The organism is Prosthecobacter fusiformis (assembly GCF_004364345.1).
GTDB lineage: Bacteria > Verrucomicrobiota > Verrucomicrobiia > Verrucomicrobiales > Verrucomicrobiaceae > Prosthecobacter > Prosthecobacter fusiformis.
Genome location: NZ_SOCA01000010.1, coordinates 59,615 through 76,129, shown reverse-complemented (window position 1 = coordinate 76,129; position 16,515 = coordinate 59,615). Strand labels below are relative to the sequence as shown.

Here is a 16,515-nt window from a genome sequence, read left to right as displayed (position 1 = left end):
AACTGGAGTCATTGCCTGACACGAGTGGAGCCGAAGGCGGGATTTGAACCCGCGACCCTCGCATTACGAATGCGATGCTCTACCCCTGAGCTACTTCGGCACATGCACGTTTCGGTGAGCAGGGACGTTATATCCCAAAATGCGCTTTTGTCATTTGGTTTCTGCATGCAGAACCCATTTTGAAGCAGCCCTTGGACGTGGAAAGCTTGCAATCGACATGGATGGAACGAGACTGCGTATCCCAATCATGCCAGCCATCCCAGCGAATGCCTACATCGAGTTCAAAGCCGAACTCGAGCAGATCCTGCGCCACAAGTGGCTGATGAGTGAAAAAGAGAATCGCGACATCGGCTTCGAGCGAGCGCTCAACGAATGGGCACAACGCCACCGTGGAGAGTGGAGATGCGAGCGAAATAAAAAGATGAGTCGCACGAAGGGATAGGCGAAGTTTACGCCTATCCAGCGACTGCGTGCCTGGATTGGCACAGTGCAGAAGACCATTGCATCCACTGGCGACAGTATTCCTTTCGGCTAGGATGTGGCGATATGTCCGGCGCATCACCCTTTTCCGCTTTCATGGCTCAAGCTTTGTATGATCCTGAACGTGGTTACTACTCGCGCCAGATCAAGACCGTGGGCAAAAGAGGGGACTTTTCCACTTCAGCGACTTTGTCCCCAGATTTTGCAGCAGCCGTGGCGAACTGGCTAAAAAGCGAATCTTCTTTGCAGACCAATGTGCGGCATGTCATCGAAATTGGGGCAGGCAGCGGGGTGCTCATGGAAAGCGTAAAACGAAGCCTCGGGTGGTGGAAAAGGCGGCAGTTTCACTGGCATGTGGTTGAAACTTCTGAAGTTTTACAAAAGCAGCAAAAGCTCCTTTTAGGCGACTCCGTCACCTGGCATAAAAATTTAAAGGCAGCTTTGGAGACCTGTGAAGGCAAGGCATTCCTTTACCACAATGAACTGCTGGATGCGTTTCCTGTGATGCTCCTTCAATGGCAAGAGGGTTTATGGCAAGAAGTCCACATTACCCCTGCTGGAAGAGAAATATCCCTCCCCCTGGAATGGGACGAAACGATGCGTGCACCTTTCACCGCGCTCCAAGCTTGGCCTGGCAAAGCTGCTCGGCAACGCATCGAGATCCATGCGGCCGTGCGTAACTGGATGCTGGAGTGGGCTCCTGCCTGGAAGCAAGGAGCAATGCTGACAGTAGATTATGGAGATGTATTCCCTGCCCTCTATTACCGGAGGCCTGTCGGTACCCTGAGAGGTTATTTGCACCAGCAACGACTGGAAGGAGAGGCTGTTTATATGAATCCCGGGCGGCAAGACATTACTGCTGATATAAACTTCAGCGACTACCGAAACTGGGCTGCGGAGCTAAATTGGAAAGAGATCTCTTATGGAAACCAATCAGTCTTTATACAGACTTATCTAAAGAAATTATCACCACATCCAGCGACTGCCTTTATCATGGATCTACATGGCGCAGGGGAAGCTTTCAAATATCTGATCCACAGGCCTGGGTGAAAAGTAATTTAGGCATAATTTCACGATGATCCGCGCGTAAAAGAACAGGGCTGCGAATGAATAGAGATCGAGTTGAAGCAGTCCCAATGAAAGCTAGGCGGAGTGCAGTTCTATGGAATCCACACCCCTCACTTTTAAAAAGCTTCCTTTTTCTTTTTACGATATGCATCTTTACCCGCCAGTTCTGGTCACGATTAGCTTAGCTGCTTTTTTAGCGGCTTGCTCACCCTCCAAGGATTCCGATGCCTCAGCCGACAAACGTCCGCCTCCAGCCGTACCAGTTGTAGCAGCAACCGTGGAGCAAAAGGCAGTTCCGGTGCAGTTAATGGCTATCGGCAATGTCCGAGCTAAATCCACAGTGGCGGTGAAACCACGGGTGACAGGGCAGATCGCCAAAGTGTTTTTCAATGAAGGCGAAGATGTTAAAGAAGGTGACATCCTGGCCAAATTAGATCCGGCACCTTTTGAAGTGGTGCTCGCGCAAGCCAAAGCACGACTGGCCCAGGCGCAAACCCAGGCCGATATCGCAAAAAAACAGGCAGATCGATACGCCAATCTATCCCAAAGCGGAGGTGTTTCCCGTGAGGAGGTGGACAACTTTAAAAGCAGTGCAGATGCAGCGAGGTCAAACACCGAAGCCGCCGCAGCGATGGTCAAGGAGGCCGAGCTTCAGCTCAGTTTTTGCACCGTTTTATCGCCAATCACTGGCCGTGCAGGACGGCGGGCGGTCGATGCGGGAAATGTGGTCAAAGCGGACGAAACCGACTTGGTGGTCATCAATCAACTCCGCCCTATCGAGGTGATTTTTTCCGTGCCTGAGCAGCATTTCACGGACATTCAAAGCTACATGAGCCGGGGTGAACTCAAGGTCACGATCACGCCGAGCGGGAGCACAGCCAAAGAAATTCCAGGGGTACTTTCATTCGTAGACAATGCCATCAAACCCACCACAGGCACGCTGGAGGTGAAGGCCACGATGCCGAATGAGGATTTGGCCCTGTGGCCAGGCCAGTATGGTGAAATTGCCCTGACCCTGACCACCCAGGCGGATGCGATCGTGGCCCCCGCCACGGCTGTACAAACCGGCCAAAATGGCCAGTATGTTTTTCTTGTTACAGCAGACAACACCGTTGAGATGCAGCCAGTGGAACTTGACCGCACGTTGGGCACCATGGCAATCATCCGCAAGGGGCTCAAAAAGGGAGATGTCGTGGTCATTGATGGCCAGTTGCGGCTCATTCCTGGCAGCAGGGTGGAAATCAAACCACCGGTGGGCGTCGTTCCACAGGCTGAAGAAGCAGAAGGAAAACTGTCCCACGCTGAAATCCCATGACACCCGAGCGCTGCATCCACCGGCCGGTGATGACCACTCTCATCATGGCGGGCATCCTCGCCTTTGGGATGCTGGCTTTTCAAAAGTTACCCGTCAATGATCTGCCCAATGTGGACTTCCCCACATTGTCAGTCACGGCCACACTTCCAGGTGCCAATCCAGAAACGATGGCGGCCTCCGTGGCCACTCCGCTGGAGAAGCAGTTTTCCACCATCGCGGGCATTGATTCGATGAGCAGCACCAGTGCTCTCGGAAATACAAACATCACCATCCAGTTCAATCTGGACCGCGACATTGATGGAGCCGCACTGGATGTGCAGTCTGCCATTTCCGCCGCTCAACGAAACCTCCCGGATGACATGCCGAGCCCACCGTCGTTTAGAAAGGTGAACCCGGCTGACTTCCCAGTGCTGATCATGCAGTTGAGCTCAGATACGCTTCCCATCTCTACCGTGGATGAGTATGCGCAGACGGCCTTGGGCCAGCGCATCAGCATGGTGGAAGGAGTGGCGCAGGTGCGTGTTTTCGGCTCTCAAAAGTATGCGGTGCGAGTGCAGGCGGACCCGCTGAAATTGGCCTCGCTTGGCATCAGCTTGGATGAAGTGAGGGATGCCATCGCCGCAGGAAACAGCAATCTTCCTGCAGGTGTCCTCCAGGGCACGGAGCAAAATTTCACGCTGCAAACCAGTGGTAAACTGGTCACGGCAGAGGCTTTCAGGCCGCTTATCGTGGCTTACCGTGAAGGTGCACCCGTAAGGCTGGAGCAGGTGGCCAAAGTGCTGGACAGTGTGGAGGACAATCAGATCTCCAACTATGCCACCGATGGAAAGCGATCAATCCTTCTAGCGGTACAAAGGCAGCCAGGAGCCAATACGGTGCAAGTGGTGGATGCAGTGAAAGCACTGCTGCCCTCCGTCAATGCTCAAATGCCCGCAGCCATGGAGTTGAGCGTGCTTATTGACCGCTCCCATGCCATCCGTGAGTCCGTACACGATGTGCAACTCACACTTATTTTGACCATCGGTTTGGTGATTGTGGTCATCTTTATGTTTTTGCGCAATTTTCGCGCAACGATCATCCCCAGCATTGCCATCCCGCTTTCGATTGTGGGGACCTTTGCTGTCATGCATCTGCTGGGCTTTAGCATGAATAACATCTCGCTGATGGCCTTGACCTTGAGTGTCGGCTTCATTGTAGATGATGCCATTGTGGTATTGGAAAACATCGTCCGGCATATTGAGAAAGGTGAATCAGTCTGGGACGCGGCGCTCAAGGGATCACGAGAGATCACCTTCACAGTCATCTCAATGACCCTCTCACTCGCGGCGGTGTTCCTTCCGGTACTGTTCATGGGCGGCATTATGGGGCGGCTCCTCAATGAATTTGCCGTCACCATTGGGGTGGCCATTCTGGTCTCCGGGTTTGTCTCGCTGACACTGACTCCGATGCTGTGCAGCCGCTTTCTAAAGCCGCACGTCGAAAAAGAACATCATGGCTGGTTTTACAGCACGACGGAGCGTTTCTTTGACGGCCTGCTCCACATCTATGACATCACGTTGAAGTTTAGCCTCCGGCATCGTTTCAGCATGATGCTGGTGACGCTGGGAACGGTGGCTGGAACGGCCTGGCTCTTTGTTCATCTTCCCAAGGGATTCATCCCAACAGAGGACACCGGGCAGATTCAGGTCATGACGGAAGGTGCTCAAGATGCCTCCTTTGAGACCATGGAACGGCATCAAAAAGCCGTGGCCGAAGTATTGGCCAGGAATCCTCATGTACAAGCTTTCAGCTCCAGCGTGGGGGCCAGCGGACCAAGCTCCACGGGCAATAGCGGGCGCATGTTCGTGAGTTTAAAGCCACGCAGTGAACGACCGACTGCACAAGAAGTCGTGAATCAACTGCGTCCGCAACTAGCCGCCATCCCGGGCATACGCGCCTTTCCCCAGGTGCCGACTAGCATCCGCATCGGCGGTCGCAGCAGCAAAAGCCCGTATCAATACACACTCTCCGGTGTGGATCTGAAACAGCTCTTTGAAGTGGCTCCGAAAATCGAGGCAGCCTTAGTGGCACTGCCTGAACTTGCGGACGTGACGAGTGATTTGCTGATCACCAGTCCCCAGGTCTATGTGGAGGTGAATCGAAACAAAGCCTCTTCATTGGGACTGACGGCGACGGAGATCGAAAATGCTCTCTATAATGCCTACGGCTCACGTCAGGTCTCCTCCATCTATACCCCGACTAACCAATATTACGTCATTCTGGAAGTGGATCCGAATTACCGTGCGGACATGGAATCCCTGGGCCTGCTATACATCCGGGGAGCCAACAGTGAACTCGTTCCACTGTCCAGTGTGGCTGACATTACCCGGACCGTTGGTCCTTTGACGGTGACGCATTCCGGGCAGTTGCCGAGCGTGACCATCAGCTTTGCGACCAAACCGGGTGTCTCCATTGGACAAGCAGTAAGCGCCATCAATCAAGCCGTGGGCAAAGACTTGCCTGCAGGCATTAGCACGGCATTTCAAGGTGAGGCTGAGGCTTTCCAATCCTCTCTGCAAGGGCTGGGCATGCTGCTCGTCATGGCAGTAGTGGTCATCTATCTGGTGCTGGGTATTTTGTATGAAAGCTTTATCCATCCGCTGACCATTCTTTCCGGACTTCCTTCAGCAGGTGTGGGTGCTCTGCTGACGCTTTGGGTGTTTGGTTACGAACTCAATCTTTATGGTTTCGTCGGGGTCCTCATGCTCATCGGCATTGTGAAGAAAAACGCCATCATGATGATCGACTTTGCTTTGGAGGCCGAAAGGAATGAGGGGAAGAAACCAGCGGATGCGATCTACGAAGCCTGTCTGGTACGTTTTCGGCCGATCATGATGACGACCTTCGCGGCCATCATGGGGGCGCTGCCTATCGCTCTCGGGCTCGGTGCAGGAGCAGAAGCCCGGCGTCCGTTAGGCCTGGCTGTTGTGGGTGGCCTGCTATTATCGCAAATGCTGACGCTTTACATCACTCCGGTGTTTTACATCTACATGGAGAAGATGAGTGTTTATTTCCAACGGAAGAAAAAGGAGCCTGTTGCAGATGCAGGCACGGCTACAGCAGTCGCTGCGTAAACAGAGACTGCTCTGGGCAGACGGAGACCCACCTACAATCTTCCCAAGCCGATTACAAAAGTGCTACAGTCTTCGAGGTAGCGCCTTCATGTAGCGCGAGAGCAGCCTCACCATTTTCGCCGAGCTCCTGACACTGAGCAGGATCACTCAGCAGGGTGTCGAGAGCCGGTTCTAAAGCATCCGCATCAGCCACCTGCACAGCACCTTTGCGAGAGAGCAACAACTCAATGAGCGACTGGAAGTTCTCCATGTGAGGGCCAAAAAGCACGGGTTTCCGCGCCATGACGGCTTCCGCTGGATTTTGCCCGCCGGTGGCCAGGAAGCTTTTGCCCACCACGACCAGGGTAGCGAGTTCTTGCCAGGCGCGCAGCTCGCCCGTGGTATCAATGAGAAGGTCTAACGTTCGAGCTTGGATCAGACTGCGACGTTGAGGGTGGAGGCCGATAGAAATCAGTTCTTGCATCAATGCCGCGGCTCGCTCGACATGGCGAGGAACGATTAGCAAAGCCAGACGAGGATGCTTCATGCGTAATCGCTGTGCCACCTTTGCCAAAAGCACCTCTTCCCCAGGATGAGTGCTAGCGAGCAGCAGGAGGGGCTGATCCGAGCCGATGCCAGCGGCCTGCAAAACTCGGCGAAGAGATTCCACCTGGGCAGGGTCTGCTGCCCCGCCTTGAGGGTCAAACTTGATGCTGCCTGTGTGATGGACACGCTCTGGCATGATCCCCAGTCCCAGCCAGCGCTGCACGTCTTCAGGCTCTTGCACCATTACTTGGTGCAGCATGCCGAAGATGGGTTTAACGAGAAAACCCAGCTTTTGAAAACGACGGGCGGAACGAGGAGAAAGACGGGCATTCACCAGCGAAACGGGGATGCCCCTGCGATAGGCCGCGAAAACGAGATTTGGCCACACTTCGGCCTCCACTAAAACTAACTGAGCAGGAGCCAGGAGACGAAGAAGCTTCCAGCCCACGCCGGGCAGATCCAGCGGCGAGTATAGAACGACCATCTTCCCCATCTGCCGAACCGCAAACTCCTGGGCCTGGGCATAACCCGTCGGCGTGGTGGTTGTGAGGACGATGCCAGACTCCGGACGTGATTTTAAAAGCTGCGCGATGAGTTTCGTGGCAATGCCTACCTCGCCCACACTGACCGCATGAATCCACAAGCGATTTGCCCCCTGAGGCAGGGCATTGACCGCCTGCATCTGCGATGAAGAAAGAAACCCGAACCGCTGAGCCAGATCCCGCCAATGACCGCCGCGCTGGCGCATCTTTCGAATGGCACTCGGCAACATGAACAGCAGCCCGACTGGGAGCAGTAAATTGTAAAAGCAAAGACTGAAGATTTTGGACATGCGTGAGGTCGGCCCGGCAATGGGCATAGAATAAAAACGGCGGCAATTCCATGCCACCAGCCAGCGTGGACGCTACCGCTTTCTCAACCAGAGGATACGGGTACTGCCGTATTCCCGGTCCCGCACCATCTCCCACGGCCCCCATTCCGCTGGTGAATTGCGGCTGGCGCGGCATTCCAGGATGAAACTGCCACCGGGAGCCATGAGCAGATGCAGATCCGGCAGCAGGGCCAGTTTTAAACTCAGGTCCTCTTCCCCCGGTTTGTTGGCGTATGGAGGGTCCGCAAAAACCAGATCATAGATGCCCCCCTGCTCCGCCAGTTGTGGCAGGACCTTGAAGACATCTCCCTGGCGCACAGCAGCATTTTCAAGCCGGGTCTTGGTGATGTTTTTACGGATCACTTCGCAAGCCGCACGGTCCTGCTCAATCAATAGCGCACTGGCAGCGCCACGGCTCAGGCATTCAAGTCCCAGTGCACCTGACCCCGCGAAAACATCCAGCACGCGTGCTCCGTCCACAAGCTCCCCCAGCATGTTAAAAATGGCCTGTTTAACCCGGTCCTGGGTTGGACGGGTGACGTTTTTGGGGACTTCCAGGGGGATGCCCCCGGCACTGCCTGAAATAAGCCGCATGCAAGATGCTAGCTGGCAGCACTGGGTTTGTCGAGGGCTTGAGTCAATGCTCAAGCACACAGAAGCTTGGGCTCAATTCACCTGCATCGTTTCAGGCAGTCCGTATTGTAGCATCCACCAAGTGAGGCGTTGCGCATCTGTTGGCTCTTGCTTGAAGCCACGCTTTGTCCAGGTCTTCAGGTAGTCCTGTTTTTTATCATGCCGGATTTGCTCCATGGTCGGCTCAGTGGCTGCATCTGGCAGGGCACCTTTGTCCTTGCTGCTTTCCAACCAGGCATCCAGTTCAGTCGTGAGATGAATGAGATTGTCTTTCTGCTGAGAGTCTTTGGCCACATTCACGAGCCCTGTGGGATCGGACTCCAGGTCGTATAGCTCCAGAGCCGCACGGTCATCCCCAGCATAACGGGCCTGCATGGGAGAAAGCACACCTGTCTTTTTCAATTCACGCAGCAGAGGCATGCCTGGATAACTGGTCTCCTTGTAGCTGGACCAGCTCAGGTACGGCAGTTCGGGGTTAAAATTCTTCACCAGAAGCTGACGGGGCGTAATGACCGCACGGATGCGGTCCTGGGCGTCTCCACAGCGATCACGGGCGGCAAAAATCTGCGGGCGATCAGGAAAGCTGCCGCTGAGGACGTCACTCCCCTGCATCCATTCAGGCACAGGCAGCGAGGCCAGGGAGAGCATGGATGGAGCCAGATCAATCAGGCTGACAAGCCGCTCCTCCACGGTTTCTTTAGCCACGTTTGGTCCGCGAATCAGCAGGGGCACTTGCAGGCCCTCCACGCTGAGCCATTGTTTCCCCCAGGGCATGGGGCGACCATGGTCAGCGAAAAACATGACCACTGTATCCTGCAACACACCTTCCTTTTCCAATTGATCAAGGATGGCTCCGACCCGCTGGTCCACCACCTCCACACTCCGCAGGTATGCATACCAATCCCGCCGGGTCAGAGGATGGTCAGGGTAGTTCGGCGGCAGCTTGATCTGGCGCAGAACCTCTTCATCAAAACTTTCTGGAATCGGAAACGGACGATGCGGCTCGGATATCTGAAACTGAGCGAAAAAGGGCTGTCCAGACTTCCGCTGAGTCCAGTCATTGCCATCGAACATCACCTTCGCATCGTGGGCGAAGTTATAGTGCGTTTTAGGATTCTTTTTCTTGCCGCCGGGTGCCGAAGCATTGGTGACATAATAACCCGCCTCCCGGAGCAGCCCAGGCAGGTGCTTATAAGGTGCCGCCAGTGGCTGTGGGTTTTCCACATCATGCGCCTGCAAACCGGTGGTAGTCTGATAACACCCAAGAATAAAAGCCGAACGGGAGGAACTGCACACAGGTGCCGAGGCATACGCCCGGGTATATCTCCGCCCCTCCGTGGCCAGCCGATCCAGGTTCGGTGTCTTTACCCCTGGCGCACCATACGCCGCGATATCAGGGGACATGTCATCCGCAATAATCCAGACAAAATTTGGACTCGCGGCCTGCACCACCTGCATTGCGATTAAACCCATCCATGTAATAACAAACCGCTTCATACGTGCTCATCTCAACGAGGCTGAAAGTGATATGTTTCACCACATGCCTATCCCATTTTAAAACACACAGCCGCAACCACCGGCAACCTAATGCCCCCGCTGCGCAGCAATGATGACTTCACTGGCGACTCCCTGGAGCATATCGGTCCAGAGCTTTTCTCTGCTGGCGACCTTATCTGGAGACCAGCGGTTGCCGATGCTGGTGGCATCCAGCAGGACGATGAGATCGGCATCACGATGATGGGTTTCAAGGGCCTGTTTGACACCTAGTACGAACTGGCGTTGCACCTCCTGCTCAGGCGTGGTGGCTAGGTTAAAAATGACCACCACACGGGCGTTGGCAGGCTTCCATCCGGCGACAAAATCATCCTCATCCCCCAAAGGAATATGAATCATCTCTGGCTCAATCATCGCCCCGAAGCGCTCTCTGACTCCGCGTGCCCAGACATCCCGATGAGTGGGGGTGGCATCGGTGGCATGAATGAGGATGGGGATGACTTCCTGGCCGCCTTCAACCGCACGCAGTGTACGCTTCAGATAGGTCCGCCAGCCCAGCTTGCGCAGTCGCTTGCTCATGACGCGATGCGCACGCCATAGAGTAAGCCCTGCCAGTCCGATGCGGGGCACCATGACAAACAAAAATAGTGTCCCCGCATACAGGTGAATCCACGGTAAGGCCGGTGCTGGAGAAAGGGTAGTCCCCCCAGTGCGATGCATCTGCGGCAGGTCTTCCAACGGCAAGGCAAGATTCAACGTATCCGCCGTTGGCCCAAACAGGGTTCCAAAGAACTTCTGAGCGCCGGATTCAGAAAGAAGCGTGCTCTCCCAGACAGCCCGATATTCCTGAGACCATCCGCGGGCATAGAGTCCGATGATGCTGCCCAGTGCCAGCAATGCAGCAGCGATGTGCATCCACGAACGCAGACGGCGTTGCAAACGCTCCATGGCCGGTGCATTCGCCAGCAAGGCAAATCGTTGATCCACCGTCAGACCGGTCAATGTTTCGCCTTCGGCCGTGCGCTCATTGCCCACGGGTGAAACGCGTTGAGCCAGCCACTCCATCAGGCTGCTGCCCCGGCTCGCCTGAGGGGCAGGCCAAAGCTCCCAAACCAGGGATAGAACCATGATAATGGCATTCCATAAAAGGACACCGACGAGCGGCAGAGCCAGAAGATTAAACTCAGCCGCCTGTCCCAGCCCCGAAAGTGCATATCCCACCACTAACGCCACAGCCCAGCCGATGAATGCCCAGGACCAGCGGCCCTGCAAGGTGACCAGCCGGTCCATGATACGAACCAAGGAGCCACTCCAGCCGATGACCTCGCGCTCAAGCCACTGGGAACGTTTACGCAGGAAGACGGCTTCGCGCTCTGTGACGGGATCGCCCTTCACCTCATCGGCAGTCAAGCCGCCACGTGTGCGCGCAGTCGCCTCCCGGCGCCGGTCTTCAGACAAGATCGCGCCATCCGCATCCCCCTCTTCGAGAGCGCGCCAACGCAGGATGCTCAGCCAGTCATTCCAGTCCATGCGCGTTCTGTTCAGCCATGCTTGAGCCTTACGTCCTTGATGCCGGAGTTCTTCAGCTTCTCCTGCAGCCTTTTCAAGATGCGCGGGCGCTCCATGGCCAGCACATGATGGACGGTGGGCTGCAAAACACGCACCATCAGGACTCCGCGCTGGATGGAATCCGGACGCGAATGTTGAAAAAGAAAATCTCCCACGATCTCACGCCAGGCACCGAGCACTTCCTCGAGTTTCATGCGGTCGCCTATCCCTGCCTGAGCCACGATGGGGCCGACGAGGTCCGCCACGGATCTGAGCGGTGAGTCCAGCACAGGCCCCTCATCCATACGCCGCCATGCCGTGACGAGGGCATGCCTACGGCGCTGGTAGGCGGTGGGGAGGCGGTTAGACATGAAAGCAAGATGCGCAGGAGATGACAGAAATGCGAGAAGGAAATCACCATGCCGCAGTTTACGTGAACTCTGGCACGCGTTCTCACGAACTCATTTCCTGACAGGGTGAAGGGAGGCTGGAATCCAGCCTCCCCACCGAATCACCGCTACGGCACCTCGAAGACTTTTTGGGTCGTCGGGTCCAGGGCTAAGGAACCGCTGCTGAGTCCGGTCACGTCGAGCTCCTGATAAGGAGGATAAGGACTGATGACACGGCCTTCTTTGCTGGCCCTTTTGCCCTTGAGAAAGGAGCCATTGTTACCAGCGGTCTTGTCCGTGGCCGGTTTGCTCGGCGCGCTGGAAGGTTTGGCATCTTCTGTCTTGGGTTTCCCTCCAGGCAAGGGGTAGTATTCAGTCTTGGAAGCAGCAGCCGTATCCTTTTTTTCTACAGGCGGAGGCATTTCCTCCATGGCAGGTGTGGACTTTTTAGAAAGCGTGGGTGGAGTGTATTTCTTCGGCGGTGCCTGACTGGTCTTGGGTGCCGGGGTGGATTTGGAAGTTGGGGGATTACTCACCCTTCCACTGGGAGGCGGAGTTTGTGATTTTGTCGGCGGTGGGGGCAGTTGATACTGCGGTGCCTGGGTGCCTGGGGCCTGCTGATATCTGGGCTGCTGCGGGTAAGAAGATGGCGGCTGCTGGTATCCAGGCTGGGCATAGGCTGGCGGTTGCTGATAACGGGGCTGGTTGATCCCTGTCTGCGGCTGGCCATAGTGGCTCTGGTAGGAAGGCGGCGCACTGTCCAGATTCCCCCCTGATCCGGGCATCGGATAACCATGCGGGGAATACCCCTGCGGCTGGGAGTCGCCGTAAAAAACGCGGCGGAACATGCTGCCAAACTTGCGGCCAACAGTTGGCAGAAACTCGATCGGACTCACATACTCCGTTTGATACACGGGCTCCTGATAGCCCTGCTGAGAATAGGCGGGTGCCTGGGAGGGATACTGCTGGTAGCGCGGCTGAGCATACCCGCCTTGGGGCGGATAGTTATAATTGGGCTGCTGCTGAGCCTGGGCAGACACCGCCACACAGGCCAGAGCCAGGACTCGCCATAACGAGCCAGTTCCATGCTCAAGGAGTAGATGCGTCTTCATAACGTTAAGGTTTCTTAAGTTTTAGTCTGGATCAAGAGGTTTCTTTGGCTGGATGCAGCAGCCAAAAGGGCTGGTCACGGAGGATGACAGCCCTTACCAATCTCTGACGGCTGGGCCGACAAAATTGTTCAGGCCCGTTCTTCTTATTTTCGCCGGAAGCGTGCTATCCATGAGCGCGCCATGTAGGTGCCCAGGATCCAGATCTTGCGAAGGGGGTGCAGACGGCAACGTTTTGCAAAAACTGGATAGCGCTCACGACGCAGCTTTTCCAGAATCTCAAAATACACCTGCCCCATCATGCGGGCTGGCAGGAGGGCATCCCGATCCTCGCGAGGCAGCATCTTAGCTGCGGTATCATACATCTCACGCGCACGTTTATATTCGAAATCCATGAGCTGCACAAACCGCTGGTTGTGACGCCCTTCCAGGATCTCCTGCTCAGTCACCCCAAAGCGCTTTAGATCCTCCAATGGCAGGTAGATGCGGCCAGTTTCCCGCGCATCCTGTCCCACATCGCGGATGATGTTGGTCAGTTGCAAAGCATAGCCGAGTTGAATCGCGTATTCGCGTGACTGGGTCTGAGTGGCACCAAAAATCTCAGCACTGACGAGGCCGACAACCGAGGCGACTTTATAGCAATAGGCCAGCAGTTCCTCATAGGTTTCATAGCGCACGTGCACCACATCGCTGGCCACGCCGTCGATGATTTCCGCCAGCCAGGCACGTGGGAAACCATATTTGCGAGGTAGTGGCACCACTTCATCCAGCACGGGATGGCCCGGTGCCTGACCGGTGCTCACACAGTGACGCCAGTGCGCCAGTTCCTTCTCTTTTTCTTCCTCTCCAAGACTGGTGCTGTCCGCAATGTCATCCACCACACGGCAGAATGCATAAAAGACGGTCATATCACGCCGCCGCTCCTCAGGCAGGCAGGCCAGTGCCAGGGCGAGATTGGACTTCGCACGCTGCGCGATTTCGGCGGATGAAAGTGTGGGGTCAGTCATGAGAACACGTCAATTCTCCCCTCCTGAAGAGGCAGAGGATTTTAAACCATGACGAATAAGGGTCAGCACAAGAGTTAGAAATAGCCAACTGCGCACGGTGGCAAGCACCAATGCGACCAAGATGCGAATCATGCCCCCCCAAATCGGCCCATCGGGCAGCAGGAAAAAAAGACTGCGCATAGAAAAATGCACCAGCATCAGCACAACCGTCGCCGTGAGGGCAAAGCCAATCAAGGGCAGCCACGTCTTCAAAAAAACATGCGCCAGCACCTCTGTCATTTGGGTCCAGGAACCGCGAACACGCGCTACCACCACTGGAACGCCCGCGAAAAGCAAAGAGGATTCAACCATCAGCCAGTCAGATAATCCATATCCAGGCACGTCGAGGGCACGCCAGGCCATCAGCCAAAGCAAATCCAGCGCTGCCAAAGCCAGAATTCCGTATCGACATGCAAGCGTCTGCTCCAGAGCCAGCATCAGATCTTTTTCATCACTGGGCAGTGTCGGCTCATCCCATCCCATGACGAGGCGGATCATGAAAACCTGAAGTCCAGCCACCGTCAGCGCTTCCATCAACCAGCGCAGCATTACCCGCAAAGTCTCCAGCCACTCAGGCATCACTTGCACGCTGGCCACCCCCTCCAAAATCATCCAACACCAAGCCACGATGACCGCAGATATTAACAACCTGGATAGCGCGGGTCTCTTGCGCCTTGAACCATAACGATAAGGGAGCCGGGTGGTCTTCCAAACCAACAGGGAGAGGAGCACCGGGGCCGCCAGAGAAGATGGCCAGGGAGGGAAAAAACCATGCGTCAATACCGCCATATCCCGTGCAGCCATAGGCACCAGCTCAAGCATCTGTCGCCAGGCAGTGAGTCCATCCCAAGCCACTGCATCCGCGACTCCCCAAGGTGGCGCGATGCCGGACAGCAAATGCAGCGCAGCCAGTAGCGGGACCAGCCATCCGAAGGATTGCAGCATGTCCCACGCATCCGAAAAGCATTCACGCAGAGGATGCCATTTTAAATGCAGCATCAGGCCCGCACCCATCACCGCCAGAACCAGCAGGGTCTGCAGCCAAAGAGTAGTGGAAGGGTCCGTCATGTGATGATCATTACCCCTGCTGCATAGTAAGCCTGCTGCCAAGGATCGGTTTTCACGAACCGTGCCAAGAAGCACTTGCACACAACTGCTCACAGGATTTTCACAGCTTATTCACGGGTTATGCAGAGATCGTTAAGCAATGGGTATGAAAAATTTTATCATCCTGCGCGATGCAACTTTTAAAGTTTCAAAAATAGCTCAAGATTTGCTTGTGAACCGTGTCAGTTTCGACATACACAGAGACAGATTTTAAAAACAAACGCGGCGCTGCATTCCCCCCCGAATCAGCGCCGCGTTTGTCCCCTCCCGAACTTTTCCGACACGCAACAATCACTTATGGAGACCGATCATGAAGAACACCCCGCCCCCCTCTCCATACCCGCTGAAGAAAACGAAGGGTCGGACATGCTGCGCTTGCAGCCCACAGCCTGGGACCAGATCTGCACCATCCTGCTGAAAAAGCTCGGGCAAGACAATTTCCAACGCTGCTTCTCAGGCACCACCGCACGCATTGCCGATGGTCATCGTTTCATCGTCAATGTCCCCAACCCGATCCATCAACTTTGGATCGAAAGCAACTTTGCAGGAACTCTTGCGGATGCAGCGGCAGAAGTCCTCGGTACCGCGGCTTGCATTGAATACAGCATCGCCAATGATTCCCAACCAGGGTTCCCGGTGACTGCTCAGCCAGTCTTGAAGGCCGCACGTGTCATCAATACCCGCCAGGACGGTGATCGCCCACTAGCCAGCCCTCACGTGATGGCGGATGTCAGTTCGAGCCGCTCTTTTGCCGATGCCGGTCTCAATTTGAAATTCAATTTCGACAGCTTCGTCGTGGGTTCGAATTGCAGCTACTCGGCCGCGGTGGCCCGTGCCGTGTCTGAAAAACCGGGTCGCATTTACAATCCCCTGTTCTTTTATGGTGCGACCGGACTGGGGAAAACCCACCTGATGCAGGCCATCGGTCAGGAAGTGCTGATGCGCAAAAAGAAGGCGATCGTGCGATATGTGACCTCCGAACAGTTCACCAATGAATTCGTCGAGGCCATCAAAAAGCACAGCTTCACTCAATTCCGCCAGAAGTACCGGAAGGTGGATGTGCTGCTGATCGATGACGTGCACTTCTTTGAAGGCAAGGACAGCACTCAGGAAGAATTCTTCCACACCTTCAATGAGCTGTTCAACAACGCCAAGCAGATCGTGCTGGCCAGTGATCGGCCACCGAGCGACATCAAAAACCTGGAAAGCCGCCTTGTCTCGCGTTTTGAATGGGGCCTGACGACGCAGATTCAGACACCGGATTTTGAAACCCGTGTGGCCATCCTGCGTCGCAAGATGAGCGATTTTAATGTTGCCCTGGATCCTTGGATTCTTGAATTCATCGCCCAACGCGTGCGCACCAACGTCCGCCGCCTGGAAGGTGCGCTGATGCGCGTTGCCGCCCATGTTTCCCTGGAAGGCACCATGCTCAATGAGTCCGCCCTTGCTGCTTTCCTCCACGATGTCATTGATGAAGAGCCCACCAAGTCCATCACCGTGGACCGTGTGCAGCGCGCTGTGGCCAACCAGTATGATCTTCGCGTGAGTGACCTTACAGGACCGCGCCGTCCCAAAAACATCGCCGAAGCCCGCCAGGTGGCCATGTACCTCACCCGTCACATGGTGAAGCTGCCTCTTATTCAGATTGGCGAAGAATTCGGTGGCCGTGATCACGGCACCGTCATCCATGCCTGCAAAGTCATCACCCAGCGCATGAGCGAGACCCATGACTTCCGCGCCATGGTGGACCGCCTCAGTGCCAAGCTGAAGGAAGCCTGACCCACGCCAGAAAAGGGTGAAGCGATGCGTATTGAGTC

Annotated in this window: 14 protein-coding genes and 1 tRNA gene; 5 read left to right on the top strand and 10 right to left on the bottom strand. The window is 55.5% G+C overall.

Annotated features, from left to right (window positions below; all coding sequences use genetic code 11):
- Window positions 1-25: 25 nt before the first annotated feature.
- Window positions 26-100: transfer RNA gene (locus tag EI77_RS19660), tRNA-Thr, on the bottom strand.
- A gap of 147 nt (window positions 101-247) precedes the next feature.
- On the opposite strand from EI77_RS19660, the gene EI77_RS19655 reads away from it, so the two are divergent.
- The 4 genes from EI77_RS19655 to EI77_RS19640 all read left to right on the top strand — a co-directional run bounded on the left by EI77_RS19655 (window position 248) and on the right by EI77_RS19640 (window position 5,976).
- Window positions 248-442 (top strand): DUF4032 domain-containing protein, encoded by a 195-nt coding sequence (locus EI77_RS19655; protein WP_243838949.1) that lies wholly within the window; start codon window positions 248-250, stop codon window positions 440-442.
- Window positions 443-546: 104 nt separating this feature from the next.
- Window positions 547-1,530 carry an SAM-dependent methyltransferase gene (locus EI77_RS19650; protein ID WP_133797017.1) on the top strand — a complete coding sequence of 328 codons (984 nt, stop codon included), beginning with the start codon at window positions 547-549 and terminating at the stop codon, window positions 1,528-1,530.
- A 112-nt stretch (window positions 1,531-1,642) separates the two neighbouring features.
- Window positions 1,643-2,863 (top strand): efflux RND transporter periplasmic adaptor subunit, encoded by a 1,221-nt coding sequence (locus EI77_RS19645; protein ID WP_133797016.1) that lies wholly within the window; start codon window positions 1,643-1,645, stop codon window positions 2,861-2,863.
- Window positions 2,860-5,976, top strand: a complete 3,117-nt coding sequence (locus tag EI77_RS19640) for an efflux RND transporter permease subunit (protein ID WP_133797015.1) — start codon at window positions 2,860-2,862, stop codon at window positions 5,974-5,976. Before EI77_RS19645 ends, EI77_RS19640 begins: the two co-directional genes overlap by 4 nt.
- A gap of 52 nt (window positions 5,977-6,028) precedes the next feature.
- Here the strand turns inward: EI77_RS19640 and EI77_RS19635 are convergent, their stop codons facing one another.
- From EI77_RS19635 to EI77_RS19600, 9 genes are all read right to left on the bottom strand, one after another.
- Window positions 6,029-7,333 (bottom strand): 3-deoxy-D-manno-octulosonic acid transferase, encoded by a 1,305-nt coding sequence (locus tag EI77_RS19635; protein WP_166647382.1) that lies wholly within the window; start codon window positions 7,331-7,333, stop codon window positions 6,029-6,031.
- A 72-nt stretch (window positions 7,334-7,405) separates the two neighbouring features.
- Window positions 7,406-7,966: a 16S rRNA (guanine(966)-N(2))-methyltransferase RsmD gene (gene rsmD / locus EI77_RS19630; protein ID WP_133797013.1), complete on the bottom strand. Its 561-nt coding sequence runs from the start codon at window positions 7,964-7,966 to the stop codon at window positions 7,406-7,408.
- Window positions 7,967-8,038: 72 nt separating this feature from the next.
- Complete coding sequence (locus tag EI77_RS19625; protein ID WP_166647381.1) at window positions 8,039-9,409, bottom strand: sulfatase family protein; 1,371 nt, start codon at window positions 9,407-9,409, stop codon at window positions 8,039-8,041.
- A gap of 1 nt (window position 9,410) precedes the next feature.
- A complete protein-coding gene (locus EI77_RS24025; RefSeq protein ID WP_279586928.1) occupies window positions 9,411-9,542 on the bottom strand; it encodes a hypothetical protein in 132 nt (43 codons plus the stop codon).
- A 47-nt stretch (window positions 9,543-9,589) separates the two neighbouring features.
- Window positions 9,590-11,029 carry a DUF2868 domain-containing protein gene (locus tag EI77_RS19620; protein ID WP_133797011.1) on the bottom strand — a complete coding sequence of 480 codons (1,440 nt, stop codon included), beginning with the start codon at window positions 11,027-11,029 and terminating at the stop codon, window positions 9,590-9,592.
- Between the two features lie 11 nt (window positions 11,030-11,040).
- A complete protein-coding gene (locus EI77_RS19615; RefSeq protein WP_133797010.1) occupies window positions 11,041-11,418 on the bottom strand; it encodes a DciA family protein in 378 nt (125 codons plus the stop codon).
- 146 nt (window positions 11,419-11,564) lie between these two features.
- On the bottom strand, window positions 11,565-12,548 hold the full coding sequence (locus EI77_RS19610) for a polyadenylate binding domain-containing protein (RefSeq protein ID WP_133797009.1): 984 nt from the start codon (window positions 12,546-12,548) through the stop codon (window positions 11,565-11,567).
- A 143-nt stretch (window positions 12,549-12,691) separates the two neighbouring features.
- Complete coding sequence (gene hpnD, locus EI77_RS19605) at window positions 12,692-13,552, bottom strand: presqualene diphosphate synthase HpnD (RefSeq protein ID WP_133797008.1); 861 nt, start codon at window positions 13,550-13,552, stop codon at window positions 12,692-12,694.
- Window positions 13,553-13,561: 9 nt separating this feature from the next.
- The gene (locus EI77_RS19600; RefSeq protein WP_133797007.1) at window positions 13,562-14,413 is read right to left on the bottom strand and encodes a hypothetical protein; all 852 of its coding nucleotides are present in this window, start codon (window positions 14,411-14,413) and stop codon (window positions 13,562-13,564) included.
- A gap of 582 nt (window positions 14,414-14,995) precedes the next feature.
- On the opposite strand from EI77_RS19600, the gene dnaA reads away from it, so the two are divergent.
- Window positions 14,996-16,477, top strand: coding sequence for a chromosomal replication initiator protein DnaA (gene dnaA, locus EI77_RS19595; RefSeq protein ID WP_133797006.1), 1,482 nt, complete (start codon window positions 14,996-14,998; stop codon window positions 16,475-16,477).
- Window positions 16,478-16,515 lie beyond the last annotated feature (38 nt).

Bases quoted from the DNA above. Each gene is read 5' to 3' on its own strand.
- EI77_RS19655 (WP_243838949.1), top strand. From the start codon at position 248: ATGCCAGCCATCCCAGCGAATGCCTACATCGAGTTCAAAGCCGAACTC.
- EI77_RS19650 (WP_133797017.1), top strand. From the start codon at position 547: ATGTCCGGCGCATCACCCTTTTCCGCTTTCATGGCTCAAGCTTTGTAT.
- EI77_RS19645 (WP_133797016.1), top strand. From the start codon at position 1,643: ATGGAATCCACACCCCTCACTTTTAAAAAGCTTCCTTTTTCTTTTTAC.
- EI77_RS19640 (WP_133797015.1), top strand. From the start codon at position 2,860: ATGACACCCGAGCGCTGCATCCACCGGCCGGTGATGACCACTCTCATC.
- EI77_RS19635 (WP_166647382.1), bottom strand. From the start codon at position 7,333: ATGTCCAAAATCTTCAGTCTTTGCTTTTACAATTTACTGCTCCCAGTC.
- rsmD (WP_133797013.1), bottom strand. From the start codon at position 7,966: ATGCGGCTTATTTCAGGCAGTGCCGGGGGCATCCCCCTGGAAGTCCCC.
- EI77_RS19625 (WP_166647381.1), bottom strand. From the start codon at position 9,409: ATGTCCCCTGATATCGCGGCGTATGGTGCGCCAGGGGTAAAGACACCG.
- EI77_RS19620 (WP_133797011.1), bottom strand. From the start codon at position 11,029: ATGGACTGGAATGACTGGCTGAGCATCCTGCGTTGGCGCGCTCTCGAA.
- EI77_RS19615 (WP_133797010.1), bottom strand. From the start codon at position 11,418: ATGTCTAACCGCCTCCCCACCGCCTACCAGCGCCGTAGGCATGCCCTC.
- EI77_RS19610 (WP_133797009.1), bottom strand. From the start codon at position 12,548: ATGAAGACGCATCTACTCCTTGAGCATGGAACTGGCTCGTTATGGCGA.
- hpnD (WP_133797008.1), bottom strand. From the start codon at position 13,552: ATGACTGACCCCACACTTTCATCCGCCGAAATCGCGCAGCGTGCGAAG.
- EI77_RS19600 (WP_133797007.1), bottom strand. From the start codon at position 14,413: ATGCTTGAGCTGGTGCCTATGGCTGCACGGGATATGGCGGTATTGACG.
- dnaA (WP_133797006.1), top strand. From the start codon at position 14,996: ATGGAGACCGATCATGAAGAACACCCCGCCCCCCTCTCCATACCCGCT.